The organism is Ruegeria sp. CDSC079 (assembly GCF_059610505.1).
In genome coordinates this window covers 253,211-267,986 of record NZ_JBXWNT010000004.1, presented here as the reverse complement: position 1 = coordinate 267,986, position 14,776 = coordinate 253,211, and the positions used below count along the sequence as shown (strand labels likewise).

The following is a 14,776-nucleotide window of genomic DNA, read 5'->3' as shown; positions in this document are numbered from 1 at the left end:
CTAAAAAGTTTAAGCTAAATCAGAATTAACCTATTGCGTCTGTGCATCATCGCGTTAGCCTTCAAGGGTAGCGCGGCGTTGGGATGCGTCCGCTGGGTCATCTGTACGATTTCAGACAGCGCCTGGTTTGTTGGCCAGTTGTGTCGCGGTTATTCGGAATACACACAAGTACCGGGACGAAAATGACGAACGACAGCCGCAGCCCCGACGACCTACGCAGGATGTTCGGCGCCAATCTGCGAACTCTTGCTGGACAATATAATTCAGTTTCCGAGCTGTGCCGCCAGCTTGGAGTGAACCGAACTCAGTTCAATCGCTATCTTGGCGGCGAAAGCTTTCCCCGACCCGATGTCCTTGACCGAATATGCCGCTTTTTTGATGTTGATGCTCGGATTTTGCTCCATCCCTTGGATCAGATTGACCAACCGTCCAAGCACCCGGCTGCCGTCGCCCTGACCGAGTTTCTGGGATCCACCCCAGCCACCCTGACTGAAATTCTGTTTCCCGGCGGGTTCTATTATGCGACCGAGACAGAACTTGATGGCACAAAACCCCTGAGACACAGGCTTTTTCACGCCAGAAGGTTACCGCAATGTACTTTGGTTAGAGGGTTTGAACCAATTTCCGAGACACCCGGAGCATCAGTCGCAGAGCGCGAAGTACAGGGTATTGTGGCCTGTGCCGGGCGGCAGATTTATATGCTCATGTCCTGTCGTGCGTCTCAGAAAAGCAGGATTTATCTGGTGACACGTGGAATTGAAAATCAAACAAACTGTTGGCGCGGTGTCGCAATTTGCCTGTCAAAAACTACAGCTACCGCAACGACGACACGGCGGATATTGCTCAGACATTTAGGGGACGACACCTCGACAGTCCTGGCCGCCGCGCGCATTGCACGCCGACCAGAAGCCATGGCCCGCGCTTGACAACGATCCTGGCGTGTTAACCCGCGATTTCCCCGCCCTGAGAGATCAGCCAGTATAGGTGCCAACTGGCGTGCCCCAATAGCGGCAGTACGATCAACAAGCCGAAAAACCAGGGGATCATTGCGGCAAACGTCAGAACCGCAATCAGCGCGCCCCACCCCAGCATCAATCTGCGGTTTGCGGCCACATAGCTATAGCTGGCAATCATTGCGGTCACAAAATCCAGCTCTCGGTCCAAAAGCATCGGAATTGAAAGCACCGTGATCATGTAGAGGATGGTCACAAAAATCGCGCCAACAGCTGTTCCAACCGCCAACATCGTCAACCCGTTTGATGTAAGGAACACCTCAAGGGACGAAGACACATTGGTCATGGTCGATAGCCCCATAAAAAGAGCAAAGATCATGTGGCCAAGAAAGAACCAGAACAGAAACATCACAACGATGATGGCGCAGATCGAAGGCAACTGACGGCGGCTTTGACCCAGGATTACGCCAAATATGGCCCGAGAATCCAAACCTTCACCCTCTTGAATGCGCCGCGATACCTCATACAGCCCCACCATGGCAAAGGGGCCCAGCATCGGAAAACCGATTGCGGCCAAAATCAGCCAATAGGTCGTTCCGGTCGTGAGAGTGACCCAAACCATCAGCCAACCCATCAAAACATAGAACCCGGAAAAGAGCAGCCCAAAGAGCGGAGCGCGGCGAAAATCGCTCCAGCCTCGCCTTAGGGCCTCGTGCAGCATTTCGACATCTACCCGCCCCATGTTCGGAACACCAAACTGTTTGTCCATGGCTTTTATCCTTCGTATCCGGTCGATTTTCAGGCGGGTCGTTTTTGCGGCCAACTGGTGGCAGAATGATATGCAGATCCGATGGACAAAATGCGAGAATCCGCTCCGCGCGGACCAAAGATCTGCATCCCCATCGGCAAGCCTTCGGATCCAAATCCAACAGGAACCGAGAGGCAAGGCAGTCCGACCAGGCTGACCGGCACCACGACCTGCATCCAACGGTGATAGGTATCCATCCGGGTGCCGTTGATTTCGGTGGGAAATGCAAGCTGCAAGTCGAATGGCCAGACCTGGGCCGACGGCAGGATAAGCGCATCATAGTCCTGGAAAACTTCGGTCGCACGTCGGAACCACTCGGTTCGCACAACACTGGCACGATGGACCTGCATCGCTGTCAGCGCCAGACCACGGTCCAGTTCCCATTGCGCAGTATCCTTCAGTGACGCGCGGTGTTCTGTCCGAGACGCAAGACCGGCGGCCACGCTCCACGAACGCAATGTAATCCAGCTATTCCACATCTGGTCGGCGTCAAAGGGCGGTGCGAGGGGTTCGACCTTGGCCCCGAGTTGAGTGAACACCTCGAGCGCGTCACGGCAAATCTCGCGGATACCAGGTTCGAATGGAAAGGCTCCGCCCCAGTCATCCAACCACCCGATACGCATTCCGGTCAGGTCTGCGGGTTGGACCGGAGACACGCTTTCCCCCGGATGGCCCAAAGGTTGGGACGGATGAGTGCCGCTGATCACATCAAGCAATAGACCAATATCTTCGGGGCTCCGCGCCATCGGGCCCAATGTAGAAAGCTGGTGCAAGTACCCGTCACCGTCGGGTTCGTTTGGCACCCGCCCCCAACTGGGCCTGAAGCCATAGACGTTGTTCCATGCCGCAGGGTTGCGCAGGCTGCCCATCATGTCAGACCCATCGGCCAGCGCCACCATGCCAGACGCCAGCGCGACTGCTGCTCCACCGGATGAACCGCCGCAGGTACGCTCGGGGTCATATGGGTTGCATGTGACGCCATATACTGGATTGAACGTATGTGAGCCCAATCCGAATTCCGGAGTATTGGTTTTACCGATCAGGATTGCCCCGGCCTCTTTCATCCGCTGGGCTAACAGATCGTCTGTTTCGGGAATGAACCCATTCAGGATTGGTGATCCTTGGGACGAAACGACGCCCGCAACATTCACCAAGTCTTTGACGGCAATCGGCAGACCATGCAGCGGACCACGGTTTGGTCCGGAATCAACAGCACGGGCCTCGGCCATCAAATCATCAGGATCACGCATCGCCACGATTGCATTCAGGCGCTCGTTCACTGCGCCGATCCGCTCTAGCGTCAGTTGCATCAGCTCAGCCGCCGATAAACGACCAGAGGACAATGCGCTCAACAATTCGGCAGCTGTTATTTGGCCTAGATCCATCCCTGGGCTCCACCTTTTTGGTCAGCCTAGCCGGAGCGTATCCTCATTTAAACCCTCAGTTTGAATGCATCTTTTTACCAAAGACCACCCGAGGTCACTTGGATCGAGACTCAAAATGCAAATTGCTGTCGTGCCCAAGAAAGTGTTTTACGCACAATAGGATGGAAAGGACGCTTAACACAAGCCAGATCCCGCCCCACATCATGGTTGTGCCGCCGAATTCTTGGGCCAGCATGTAGGCATCCGAGCGGACACCCGAGCGCCGGATCGTGTCATCAAAGATATCATAAGGCACATAGATCACGCTGGTCAGCCCGATCACGCGTAAAGCCAGATCACAGATCGGCCGACTTAGATAGAACGCCATGCCGATCATTACCGCCCCAACACCTGCACAAAACGCCATGGCAAAGGGATCGCGGACATAAAGCGCTGTTACCAACAGCATCACTCCGCCAAATCCACCCAGCACCGCCCGGTCCCAATGCGTGCGCAATGCAATCAGCAACAACCCCATCCCTAGCGCCAGCGACCCGAGATAACCGGCGGACAGGCTGAAGAACCTTTGCCCACCACGCGCTGTGACAAGACCACCCTGCTGCGGTGAGATCGAGAAGCTCTCGACCGAACCACCGGTTAGGACGACGGTTATCGCGTGCGACAGCTCGTGTAGGAAAACGATGAGTATCTTCAGAGGCACCACAACCGGCGTAGACCAGAACACAAACACCAAAGCGACAAGCGCAATCAGTTGCCAATGTCCTTTGATCAGCTTCATCATGGGCATCGAACGCGCTGCTATCAGCCCTCGCCCTGTGCTTCGGAGCGGCTTTTTCCGGCCACGTTCAAGGCCAGTGTGGCGGCCATGAACCCGTCAAGATCCCCATCCAAAACCCCCTTGGTATCCGAGGTTTCATAGTTGGTCCTCAGGTCCTTCACCATCTGGTAAGGCTGCAGAACATACGACCGGATCTGGTTGCCCCAGCCCGCATCGCCCTTGGCCTCGTGGGCTGCGTTGATGTCAGCATTGCGGCGGTCCAGCTCTTGCTGGTACAGGCGGGATTTCAGCGCTTTCATCGCAATATCACGGTTCTGGTGCTGGGATTTCACGGATGATGTAACAACGATCCCGGTCGGGATATGCGTGATCCGCACGGCCGAGTCCGTGGTGTTCACGTGCTGGCCTCCTGCCCCCGAGGACCGGTAGGTGTCGATGCGAATCTCGGACGGGTTGACCTCGATCTCGATATTGTCGTCCACCACCGGGTAAACCCAGACCGAACTGAACGAGGTATGCCGTTTGGCCGCCGAGTCATAAGGTGAAATTCGCACCAGCCGATGCACGCCACTTTCCGATTTCAGCCAGCCATAAGCGTTGTGGCCAGAAATTTTGTACGCCGCAGATTTAATACCCGCCTCTTCGCCCGAGGTCTCGGATTGCAGCTCGACCGTATAGCCCTTTTTCTCGGCCCAGCGGACATACATCCGCGCCAGCATCGAAGCCCAGTCGCAGCTTTCGGTGCCGCCTGCGCCCGAATTGATCTCAAGGAAAGTGTCGTTGCCGTCGGCCTCTCCGTCCAGCAGCGCCTCAAGCTCTTTCTTGGCGGCTTTGGCTTTTAGCTTTCTGATCGCCTCTTCAGCGTCGGTGACGACCTCTTCGTCCTCTTCCATCTCGCCCAGTTCGATCAATTCCATATTGTCGCTGAGGTCGGTTTTGATGGATTCATAGATTTCAATAGCATCGACCAGCATCTGCCGCTCGCGCATCAGTTTTTGCGCATTCTCGGGGTTGTCCCACAGGTTGGGATCCTCAACCCGGGCATTGAATTCCTCAAGGCGATGGGGTGCGGTTTCATAGTCCATGCGCTGCGCCAGCAGCTCTAGCGACTTTTCAATTTCCGCCACGGTATTCTGGGTTTCGGCGCGCATGGTTACGTCCCAACTTGCTCAATCAGGCCTGCGTGATAGCAAGAGCGTGGGGCCACCACAAGACAGCGGAGACCTGAATGCATATTGTTCCGGCTGATATCATGGATTGCTGGGGATTATGCCGTGCCACACTGATCGCCGAAGCCCAGCATGCGTTAGTCTGGAAAGTTCACGCGCGGGATTATGGGCCGGCCGCGCTAAAGCTATACCACCGCGCAGATCGCGGGAACGAAGCTGCTTCGACCGGGCTTTTGTCGCTCTGGCGGGATCGTGGCGCGGTTGCCATTTATGCCGAAGCGGGCAAAGCCGTATTGATGGAGTGGTTGGAGGGTCCGACACTGGGTGACATCGCGCGTGACGGAAACGCTGAAAGCGCGCTGCAGGTTTTCTCGGAGATGGCCCACCGCCTTCACCAAAAGCCCACGGTTGCGTTCGACGAGCTGCGACCATTGCACAAGGTATTCAATCCACTGTTTGACTGCACGTTTGCCCGCGATTGCCCCGATGCGCTACAACGCGATGTGATCCGCGCAACGGAACTGGCATCAAACCTTCTGACGAGCCAACCGCAGGTGGTGCCGCTGCATGGTGACCTTCACACCGATAACGTAATTCAAACGCCTTCAGGGGCAAGGGTAATTGATGCAAAGGGGTATCTGGGCGATCCTGCTTTTGAACTTGCAAACGCATTGCGGCACCCCAAAGGCATGCCCGATCTGGTTCGCAGCCGCGACCAGATCGAACGCTGCCTCCAGCTTTACTCCGGAGCGTTAGGTGTGTCGCGGAAACGTCTTGCCCAATGGGCCGCTGCAAAAGGTGCGCTATCCATCATGTGGCGCGGCCATGGGATAGTTTCAGCTGCGCCCGAGGCAACGCTCTTGAATCTGTTGTTGCGCGCGGCGGATCAGTAAAGCCCGCCGCCCTGCAAATCGCCCTGGCTGGCATTTGGGCCAACGGTGATGGTGTCGCCGGTCGACGTGGTCACCTGACGACCCGAGCTGTTGACCTCTTCAAACAGCGGCAGGTCGGAACCCATCGCAAAACCACCGTCATAGATGCGGTCGATAAAGCCGTCGGCGCCATCGCGGAAATACTCGGCCACGACAAAGTCTCCGGACGCATCAGATGGCAAACGTGCACCGCTGAACCGGTCAATTTTTATAAAGTGACCACCCGGTGGCACTTCGAACGGACCTCCGCCGTATTTATCGACAGCTGTCTCCATGAAGCTTTGGAACACGGGACCGCACAAAGTGCCGCCATAAGCGCCCCGGCCCATCGGGCGCGGACGGTCGTAGCCGATATAGCAGCCAGCAACGATGTTCGAAGTAAAGCCGATGAACCAGGCGTCTTTGGATTCATTGGTTGTCCCGGTTTTCCCAGCGGTGGGCACCGGCAGATTGACAACACGGGATGCCGTGCCACGATCCACGACACCTTTCATCATCGACGTCAGCTGATAAGCGGTGATCGCATCCATGACCTGACTGCGGTTGGTCTCGATCGTGGGGGATTCATCAGGTTCCAGCCAGGCCGAATTACAATCCAGGCACTGGCGGTCATCGTGGCGATAGATTGTCTTGCCGAACCGATCCTGAATACGGTCAACCAGAGTGGGTTCAACCCGCTCGCCGCCATTTGCGAACATCGCATAGGCCGCAACCATCTTGTACAGCGTCGTCTCTTCGGACCCCAGCGAGTTGGCCAGGAAAGCACCCATCCGGTCATAAACGCCAAAGCGTTCCGCGTATCCGGCAACCACGGGCATCGTGACTTCTTGCGCCAGACGGATGGTCATCAGGTTCCGCGACTGTTCAATCCCGGTACGCAGTGGCGTCGGCCCGTAGAATTTGTTGGTCGAATTCTTGGGTCGCCACAGGCCCTGCGGTGTGTTCACTTCGATCGGAGCGTCGACCACAATGGTCGCAGGGCTATACCCGCTGTCCAACGCAGCAGCATAAACGAAAGGCTTAAAGCTTGACCCGGGTTGACGCTGCGCCTGCGTGGCACGGTTGAACACAGAATCCTGATACGAGAATCCGCCCTGCATCGCCAAAACCCGGCCCGAGTTCACATCCATCGCAACAAAGCCGCCCTGAACCTCGGGGACCTGACGGGCCGACCATTGGCCTTCTTCCCCGGCCATCACCAGAATGACGTCACCGCGTTTGAAGTTGTCGAAGAAGCTGCCCTGCATCCACTTGATGTCCGAACGCGGGATGATGCCGTCAGCCGGACCATTTTCAATGCCGACGGTCAGGGCCTGCTCACCGACATCCAGTACTACGGCGGGATACCACTGCGTTGGCAGAACCACATCACGGGGGATTTCCAAAATCGCCAAGGCCTCACGCCACTGCACCTCATCCGCCAGAATTTCTTCGGCGATCACTTCGTCAGTCCCGTGCCATTTTCCACGAGACCGGTCGTATTTCTGCAGCGCCTCGCGCAGGGCGTGCGCGGCTTTGACTTGCATTTCCTCGTCCACAGAGGCGCGGACAGTAAAACCACCTGTGAAGAACTCGCCCTCGCCGAAATCTTCGCTCAGCTGGCGGCGGATTTCGTCGGTGAAGTAATCCCGCGGCGGTAAGGCGGTGCGGAAACTTTCGAAATCACCATTCTGGACAGACCGCAAAGGCATCTCGACCTCGGCCTCATAGGTCGCCGTGTCGATATAACCGTTTTGGTTCATCTCGCGCAGCACGTAATTGCGCCGGTTCACAAGGCGTTCTTTCTGCCGAACCGGGTGATAATCCGACGGCGCCTTGGGCATAGCCGCCAAAGTGGCGGCCTCATGCGGAGCCAATTCCTGAAGGGTCTTGTTGAAATAGGTTTGCGCTGCTGCGGTTACACCATACGAGTTCTGGCCCAGAAAAATCTCGTTCATGTACAGTTCTAGGATCTGTTCCTTATCCAGCGTATTCTCAAGCCGTGTGGCCAGGATGATCTCTTTGATCTTGCGCTCGGCCCGACGGTCCCCCGACAACAGGAAGTTCTTCATTACCTGCTGTGTGATCGTCGATGCACCCCGTACATTCTCGCCCTTGGATTTCACTGCCTCGACACCAGCGGCAATAATCCCGCGCGGATCATAGCCCTTATGGTTATAGAAATTCTTGTCTTCGGCCGAAATAAAGGCCTGCTTAACCAGTTCGGGGATTTCTTCTGACGGGGTGAACAGACGGCGTTCCTGCGCAAATTCGTCGATCAGCTGACCCTCACCAGAATAAATCCGGCTGATCGTGGGCGGTTTGTACTGCGCCAGGGATTCGTGACTGGGCAGGTCGCGCCCATACATCCAGAACACCGCGCCGATAACCAGCGCAGCCATAAAAATACCCAGGGTCACGAGGCTGAATATCGCCCCGAAAATCGAAAGAATGAAACGGATCACGTTACTGCCTTTTGCTCGCGGTGCCGCCTATATAGTGTCGCACCTGTGCAGGGTCAAAACACCATGGCCAATAATAGCCGGTTTGCGCCACGGGGTCACTGTCCAATCAGGGATCGTTTTACCATATCGTCCTGGCGCCATTTCTCTAGCCCATCCCGAATACCGCGCGCCATTCCCATGCGCCATTCCTGATTTCGTATGTTTTTCAAATCTCTAGGGCTGGAAAGGAAGCCAAGCTCAATCAGAACGGAAGGAATATCCGCTGCCTTCAGAACCGAAAATGAGGCTGTGCGAATTGGCTTGTTGTTCATCGGACCACCCTGTTGCGTCATTCCATTCGCCAGCATTTGTGCCAACGCATCCGTACGCGGCCTGGTTTCCTGACGCGCAAGGTCCAGCAGAACATCTGCAACCTGATCATCCGCACCGCTCAGATCGACGCCCGAAATCAAATCACTGCGGTCGTGCCGCTCAGCCAGTTTGTGGCTTGCCACATCCGAGGCATCTTGAGACAGCGTATAAACGGCCGCGCCATGAGCCCGCCCTTCTGTCAGAATGTCGGCATGTAAAGAGATGAACACATCTGCACCTGCACGGTGTGCCAATGCAATACGACGTTCAAGAGAAACGAACTGATCATCGGTCCGCGTCATCTCAACCTCGTATCCGCCCGTGCGCAATAGCATCTCGCGCAGCTCTCGGGCAAAGGTCAGCATCAGCGTTTTCTCATCATCACCGTCAACTTCGGCGCCGGGATCAATTCCTCCATGCCCGGGGTCCAACATGACACGCAAAGTTCCGTTGCCCTGCCCCACCGGAGCGACCGATGTCTCTGCTGGTTCGGGCAAATCCCAGCCGGTTTGCCGGGGCGTTCCGGCGCTGGCTGCGAAACTGTCGAAATCTGTCCCTTGCAGCCCAAGCGTCAAATGCGCGGCCCCAGTCGCAGAGTCCACTCGCATATCCGCCGTCTCAACCGCCAGAGGCGCGCCCAGTTCGAGTACCATGCGGGACCAGCCCGGTACATAAGAGCCGAACTGCACACCGCTGATACGGCCAGTCTGTAGAAAGCGGTCACGCTCAAGACCGGTCCAGTCTACCTCCTGGAAATCCAGGATCATCCGATACGGGTCGCGCAGGGTAAAAACGCGATAAGGCACCCCCTGGCTAAGCCCAAGCTGGATGCTTACACCGGACCGCCCGTCATCAACAATCGAACTTTGGTCTGGCAAAACACGGGCGAGTGCGCTGAAATCCTGCGCAACTGCGGTACTGCCTAGCGCCCAGATCAGCGCGATGGCGTAGATAATTCTGCTCATGGCCTCAAGTTTTCCCGAGATCGATTGAAGCGCAGCCTACCCGACCCGCACTTGGATGTGAACGCTTTAGGCTTGGGCAGAAATCAAGCCCCGATCAGCCATGAAACGCTGAAGCCGCCGCAGCCCCTCTTCGATATCCCCAGTCGAACGTGCATAGGAAAAACGGATGGTGCCGTGCCCGCGCTGAGGATCGAAATCCAGCCCCGGAGTGACCGCCACGCCGACCTTATCCAAAATCTCAGCCGCAAAGGCACGGCTGTCGTCTGTCAGGTCAGACACATCGGCGTAAACATAGAATGCCCCATCAGGTGGCGCGATATTGGTGAAACCGGCTTTGGGCAGACCGTCCAGCATCAGCGCGCGGTTCCGCCGATAGACATCCAGATTTGCCTGCAATTCTTCATCACAATCCATCGCAGCCAACGCCGCCACCTGGCTGGCATGGGGCGCGCAGATAAACATGTTCTGCGCGATCCGTTCGACAACGCGCACCTGATCCTCGGGCACAACCATCCAGCCCACACGCCAACCTGTCATAGAGAAATACTTGGAGAATGAGTTGATCACATAGCACTCATCTGTCAGCTCCAGCGCGGTGACGGCTTTGGCTTCGTATTCCAGACCATGATAAATCTCGTCACTGATGAAACACGCGCCCTGGCTGTGTGCGGCGTCGATCAGCGCACCCATCGCGGCATGGTTCAGCATGGTTCCTGTCGGGTTGGCGGGCGAGGCCACCATCAGCCCCTGCAATTTTAGCCCGGCGAAATCGGCTGGCACCGGCTGCAGGCGGTGTTCCGGAGCGGTGGGCAGATCAACCGCGACCAGCCCCAGGGCCCGCAATATCTGCCGATATGACGGATAGCCTGGGGCCCCGATACCCACGCGATCCCCGCTGTCGAACAGCGCGGTGAACGCCAACAGAAATCCGCCTGACGAACCGGGGGTTATCACCACCCGTTCGGGATTGAGATCGACATTATACCACTCGCCATACATCTGCGCGATCCGGCGGCGCAGTGCTGGCAGACCCAATGCAACGGTATATCCCAGCGGGCCTTGTTCCATTGCCTTAGCCAATGCCTCGGTCGCCCCTTTGGGTGCGCCGGTTCCAGGCTGGCCGACCTCCATGTGGATGATGTGACGGCCGGCTTCTTCAGCTTTGCGGGCAGCCTCCATCACGTCCATCACGATGAACGGATCGACCCCGGACCGGGTTGAGTTTCGCATGGCCATCTCCCATGTTGCAATCATGGCTTTTGAACGCGTATCCAGGCTGGCGTCAATCCCGGCCCTGTTGCTGTTTGCAGTGACCTGGCTCGTAGGAGCTGTTCAGGCCCAAAGCCTGATCCGTGATCCAGATATTGAACACGGTCTGCGAGAGCTGGCCTTTCCCGTTCTGCGCGCCGCCGGTCTAAATACCAACCGGGTCCAGATACTGGTGGTCAATGACAGCACGTTCAATGCCTTCGTTTTGGATTACAATGCGATCTATCTGAACTATGGGCTAATCCTTTCAGTCGAAAGCCCCGAGATGTTGCAGGCGGTTATCGCACATGAGGCGGCCCATATCGCCAACGGGCATTTATCGCGCCGTTACGAAAACCTGAATGCAGCACGGCAAAAAGCCGGGCTTGGGACGGCTTTGGCTCTGATTGCTGCAGCTGCTGGCGGCGGCGAGGCCGCATTCGGAATTGCAGCCGGTACTAATTCGGCAGCCCTGCGCAGCTTTCTTGGCCACACCCGCGCTGAAGAGTCCTCGGCGGATCGCAGCGCAGCAAGCTATCTACGTTGGGCCGGTATCTCGCCCAGTGGCATGGTGTCTCTGCACCGTAAATTCGCGGGGCAAGAGCTGTTAAACACGGTCAACCAGGACCCATACATGCGATCACACCCCACCAGCCGCGAGAGGTTGCGCGCCGCCGAGGCGTTTCTGGAAGAGTTCGGCGATAAAGCCAAACCCAGCCAGAATGCCGATTACTGGTTCGCAAGGGCGAAAGGTAAACTATCGGCCTTCATCCGCTCGCCCACATGGACGATGCGGCGCGCCAAAGAAGAAACCGCCCAGGACATACGACTGATGCGCGAGGCAGCAGCCCACCATCAAAACCGTGATCTGACCAAAGCGCGCGCTGCGATTGATGGTGCATTGGCAATCCGGCCCAATGACCCCTATTACTATGACCTCAAAGGCCAGATCATGCTTGAAAACCGTCAAGTGGCTGATGCGGTAGCAGCATATGGCAAAGCCGTTGAATTGGCGCCGAATAACCCACTTATCCTGGCCGGATACGGGCGGTCCCTGTTGGTTCAAGGTAAGACAGTGGAAGCCTTGGCCATTCTTGAAAAAGCGCGGGCCAGAGATTTTCGTAACGCAAGATTGATGCAAGACCTGGGTGCAGCTTATGCCAAAACAGGCAATACTGGCATGGCATCGGCGGTTACAGCCGAAAGATATGCCCTGCAGGGCCGTTTGGATGACGCCGGTATTCACGCGAAACGCGCGGTTGCGCAGTTGCCGGTCGGATCACCGGGTTGGCAACGGGCCCAAGATGTGTTGATTGCGTTTGAACAAGCAAACAAGAGTAATTCGAAAAGGAAACGGAAATGATCCTCAGACACGCTGCACCAGCCCTTCTGGGGCTTTCCCTGATCGCAGGATCGGCGCAGGCCCTGGACCTGAGCCAGCTGACCGACGCCGAAAAACAACAATTCGGAGAGCAGGTACGCGAATACCTTCTGGAAAACCCCGAAGTCATCATCGAAGCGATCAACATTCTGGAACAACGCAACGCCGTTGAAGAAGCGCAGGCGGATAAAGAGCTTGTCGCCAGCAATGCTGATGAGCTTTTCAACGACGGGTACAGCTGGGTGGGCGGCAATCCGGACGGAGATATTACTCTGGTCGAATTCATGGACTATCGCTGCGGATATTGCCGCCGTGCGGTGCCCGAAGTGGCCAGCCTGCTGGCCGAGGATGGCAATATTCGGCTTGTGATCAAAGAGTTTCCGATCCTCGGAGACGCGTCGATGATCTCATCCCGCTTTGCCGTTGCCGCTAAACATGTTGCCGGGGACGATGCCTATAAGCAGGTTCACGATGCCCTGCTCGAATTCACCGGGGAACCGTCGCCGGTTACTTTGCGCCGTATCTCGGACGGGCTGGGTTTGGACAGTGACGCGATTCTGGCGGCAATGGACAGCGAACAGGTCACCGAGGAAATCCAAAAGACCCGTGAATTGGCGCAGCGGATGCAGATTTCGGGCACGCCTTCGTTTGTGCTGGGCAGCGAAATGCTGCGCGGGTACCTGAAAGCAGATCAGATGCAGCAAATTGCGAACGCCGTTCGCGCCGAGCAAGGCTGATTTGGCAGGCCGGTTCCGCAACAGGAGCCGGCCTTTCCGTCAGGGCATCGGGTCGCCAGCAAGGTGGCTTAGATATTCCTCAAGATTAGACCAGCCATCGCCGTCCCGGTCCGCCCAGACATCAGAGGGATCATTCGGGTCCAGGCCAGTCCGCCCTGTTTCCCAAGTATCAGACATTCCGTCCCGGTCAGTATCAACTGCCGCGTGAACAATGGGCAAATCCGGCCAACCGCCCACCTCGCCCGGATCGTTTATCCGATGTCCATCACAGCTGCGGACGTTTTCGATCACCATCGCATCCAGACTGTCCAAAGCTTGGTCATCCCCGTGCCGGGCCCCCACGGTTCCAAGAACGGTTTCGTATGTCGTGCTCACCTCGGCAGGTTCAACCGACAGCGGCTGGTGAGGTTCAGCCACAAGGAATTCGACCGCCGCATCATCCGCAATCTTGCCCTTCACTGATCTGTCGCATAGCAGCTCAATACGGCTGTCCAGATGCAGGTTATCTTGTTCGAAAACCGAGATGCTGAACCCTTTGTCCGCGCCATAAGGGAACACCTCGAATGCGGCGGGGGGCGGCCTGTTCCGTGTACTGGGGCCCGGCAGGACCACGTTTCCCACATAGGCGATCCATGTGTCGCCGTAATGGTTCCAGAACTCACCGAATTGCGAGGTCGCGTCGTAGAACACGTTGTTAATAATGTCGACTTGCCCAGATGGTGACGACTGGATGTCTGGATTTCTGTCGCGGTTATGGGCAAACAGGTTTTGATACAGGGTGACCCGCCCACATTGCCTTGCCGTTCCATCATCGGAACACAGCAGAGCTCCTTTTGAATGCTTTCCCTTTGTATGGGTGGACTTATCCAGAGCCAGGGCTGAGATGCTGCGGGCAATCGTGATATCTTCGCTTGGCAGGTTTTCCGTTCCAACGCCCAGATTCTCATCCGTGGCAAATTGGATCGAGACACGGTCAACGTAGATATTCGAACTGCTCTCTATGGAAAGCCCGTCCACGTTCGACGAGGGCTTGTAACTGGGTCCGGGCCGAAATTTGAGGTTCCGCAGCAAAACGTCCTGCGCCTCAAAAATCATCAGGGGTGAATCCAGAACCTTGCCAAGTTTGATCTGCACCCCTTGTCCTGGCGCGGTCTGTCCGGCGATATAGGTGTTCGAAGCCACTTTCATCTGAGTGTCTACGGTGATCGTCCCCGAAATATCGAAAACGCAAACCCGTCCGGAGCCGTCATTTTCGACGCACTTACGCAGGCTGCCCGGGCCGATATCGTCCAGGGTTGTGATATGAAACACTTCGCCGCCACGCCAACCCGTAGCGTTCTGCCCATATCCCACCGCACCGGGAAATGCGGGCTGATCGGCCACTACGCTATCTGCCACCATGAAACCCGAACACCCGGCGATAACTACACCCAGGCCGAAGGCTTTCAAGTTACGGCGCATTGCATAAGCCCCCTGTAAGAGTTCGGACCGCAAAGACCGAGGGCCGAAGAGGCAGGAGACAATCTAATCTTCAAACGATCACTTGCTGGCATACGACTAAGAAACCCTTGAAACAAAAACAACAAATCTAAGCGGGAATGAAAATCTCATTCCTAACAATAATG

12 protein-coding genes are annotated in these 14,776 nt (G+C 56.6%); 4 read left to right on the top strand and 8 right to left on the bottom strand.

The window, feature by feature from the left end; genetic code table 11:
* Positions 1-83: 83 nt before the first annotated feature.
* Complete coding sequence (locus AC2FIC_RS09405) at positions 84-926, top strand: helix-turn-helix domain-containing protein (RefSeq protein ID WP_496691086.1); 843 nt, start codon at positions 84-86, stop codon at positions 924-926.
* A gap of 16 nt (positions 927-942) precedes the next feature.
* Here AC2FIC_RS09405 and AC2FIC_RS09400 read toward each other — a convergent pair whose 3' ends face one another.
* The 4 genes from AC2FIC_RS09400 to prfB form a co-directional block, all read right to left on the bottom strand.
* Positions 943-1,722, bottom strand: a complete 780-nt coding sequence (locus tag AC2FIC_RS09400; RefSeq protein ID WP_281971948.1) for a DUF2189 domain-containing protein — start codon at positions 1,720-1,722, stop codon at positions 943-945.
* A gap of 29 nt (positions 1,723-1,751) precedes the next feature.
* A complete protein-coding gene (locus tag AC2FIC_RS09395) occupies positions 1,752-3,146 on the bottom strand; it encodes an amidase (RefSeq protein WP_496691085.1) in 1,395 nt (464 codons plus the stop codon).
* A 94-nt stretch (positions 3,147-3,240) separates the two neighbouring features.
* Positions 3,241-3,933, bottom strand: coding sequence for a M50 family metallopeptidase (locus AC2FIC_RS09390; protein ID WP_496691084.1), 693 nt, complete (start codon positions 3,931-3,933; stop codon positions 3,241-3,243).
* 14 nt (positions 3,934-3,947) lie between these two features.
* The gene (gene prfB, locus AC2FIC_RS09385; protein ID WP_496691083.1) at positions 3,948-5,075 is read right to left on the bottom strand and encodes a peptide chain release factor 2; all 1,128 of its coding nucleotides are present in this window, start codon (positions 5,073-5,075) and stop codon (positions 3,948-3,950) included.
* A gap of 77 nt (positions 5,076-5,152) precedes the next feature.
* On the opposite strand from prfB, the gene AC2FIC_RS09380 reads away from it, so the two are divergent.
* Positions 5,153-5,986: an aminoglycoside phosphotransferase family protein gene (locus AC2FIC_RS09380; protein WP_496691082.1), complete on the top strand. Its 834-nt coding sequence runs from the start codon at positions 5,153-5,155 to the stop codon at positions 5,984-5,986.
* Here the strand turns inward: AC2FIC_RS09380 and AC2FIC_RS09375 are convergent.
* The 3 genes from AC2FIC_RS09375 to AC2FIC_RS09365 all read right to left on the bottom strand — a co-directional run bounded on the left by AC2FIC_RS09375 (position 5,980) and on the right by AC2FIC_RS09365 (position 11,015).
* A complete protein-coding gene (locus AC2FIC_RS09375) occupies positions 5,980-8,469 on the bottom strand; it encodes a penicillin-binding protein 1A (protein ID WP_496691081.1) in 2,490 nt (829 codons plus the stop codon). The genes AC2FIC_RS09380 and AC2FIC_RS09375 overlap by 7 nt on opposite strands.
* A gap of 95 nt (positions 8,470-8,564) precedes the next feature.
* The gene (locus tag AC2FIC_RS09370) at positions 8,565-9,785 is read right to left on the bottom strand and encodes an N-acetylmuramoyl-L-alanine amidase (protein ID WP_496691080.1); all 1,221 of its coding nucleotides are present in this window, start codon (positions 9,783-9,785) and stop codon (positions 8,565-8,567) included.
* 66 nt (positions 9,786-9,851) lie between these two features.
* Positions 9,852-11,015 (bottom strand): pyridoxal phosphate-dependent aminotransferase, encoded by a 1,164-nt coding sequence (locus AC2FIC_RS09365; protein ID WP_496691079.1) that lies wholly within the window; start codon positions 11,013-11,015, stop codon positions 9,852-9,854.
* On the opposite strand from AC2FIC_RS09365, the gene AC2FIC_RS09360 reads away from it, so the two are divergent.
* On the top strand, positions 11,014-12,396 hold the full coding sequence (locus AC2FIC_RS09360; RefSeq protein WP_496688382.1) for a M48 family metalloprotease: 1,383 nt from the start codon (positions 11,014-11,016) through the stop codon (positions 12,394-12,396). The two genes, AC2FIC_RS09365 and AC2FIC_RS09360, sit on opposite strands and share 2 nt — an antisense overlap.
* Entirely contained in the window at positions 12,393-13,151 is a 759-nt protein-coding gene (locus AC2FIC_RS09355) for a DsbA family protein (protein ID WP_142633258.1), read from the top strand. The genes AC2FIC_RS09360 and AC2FIC_RS09355 overlap by 4 nt, the downstream gene beginning before the upstream one ends.
* A 39-nt stretch (positions 13,152-13,190) precedes the next feature.
* On the opposite strand, the gene AC2FIC_RS09350 is transcribed toward AC2FIC_RS09355, so the two are convergent.
* On the bottom strand, positions 13,191-14,612 hold the full coding sequence (locus AC2FIC_RS09350) for a pectate lyase family protein (protein ID WP_496691078.1): 1,422 nt from the start codon (positions 14,610-14,612) through the stop codon (positions 13,191-13,193).
* Positions 14,613-14,776 lie beyond the last annotated feature (164 nt).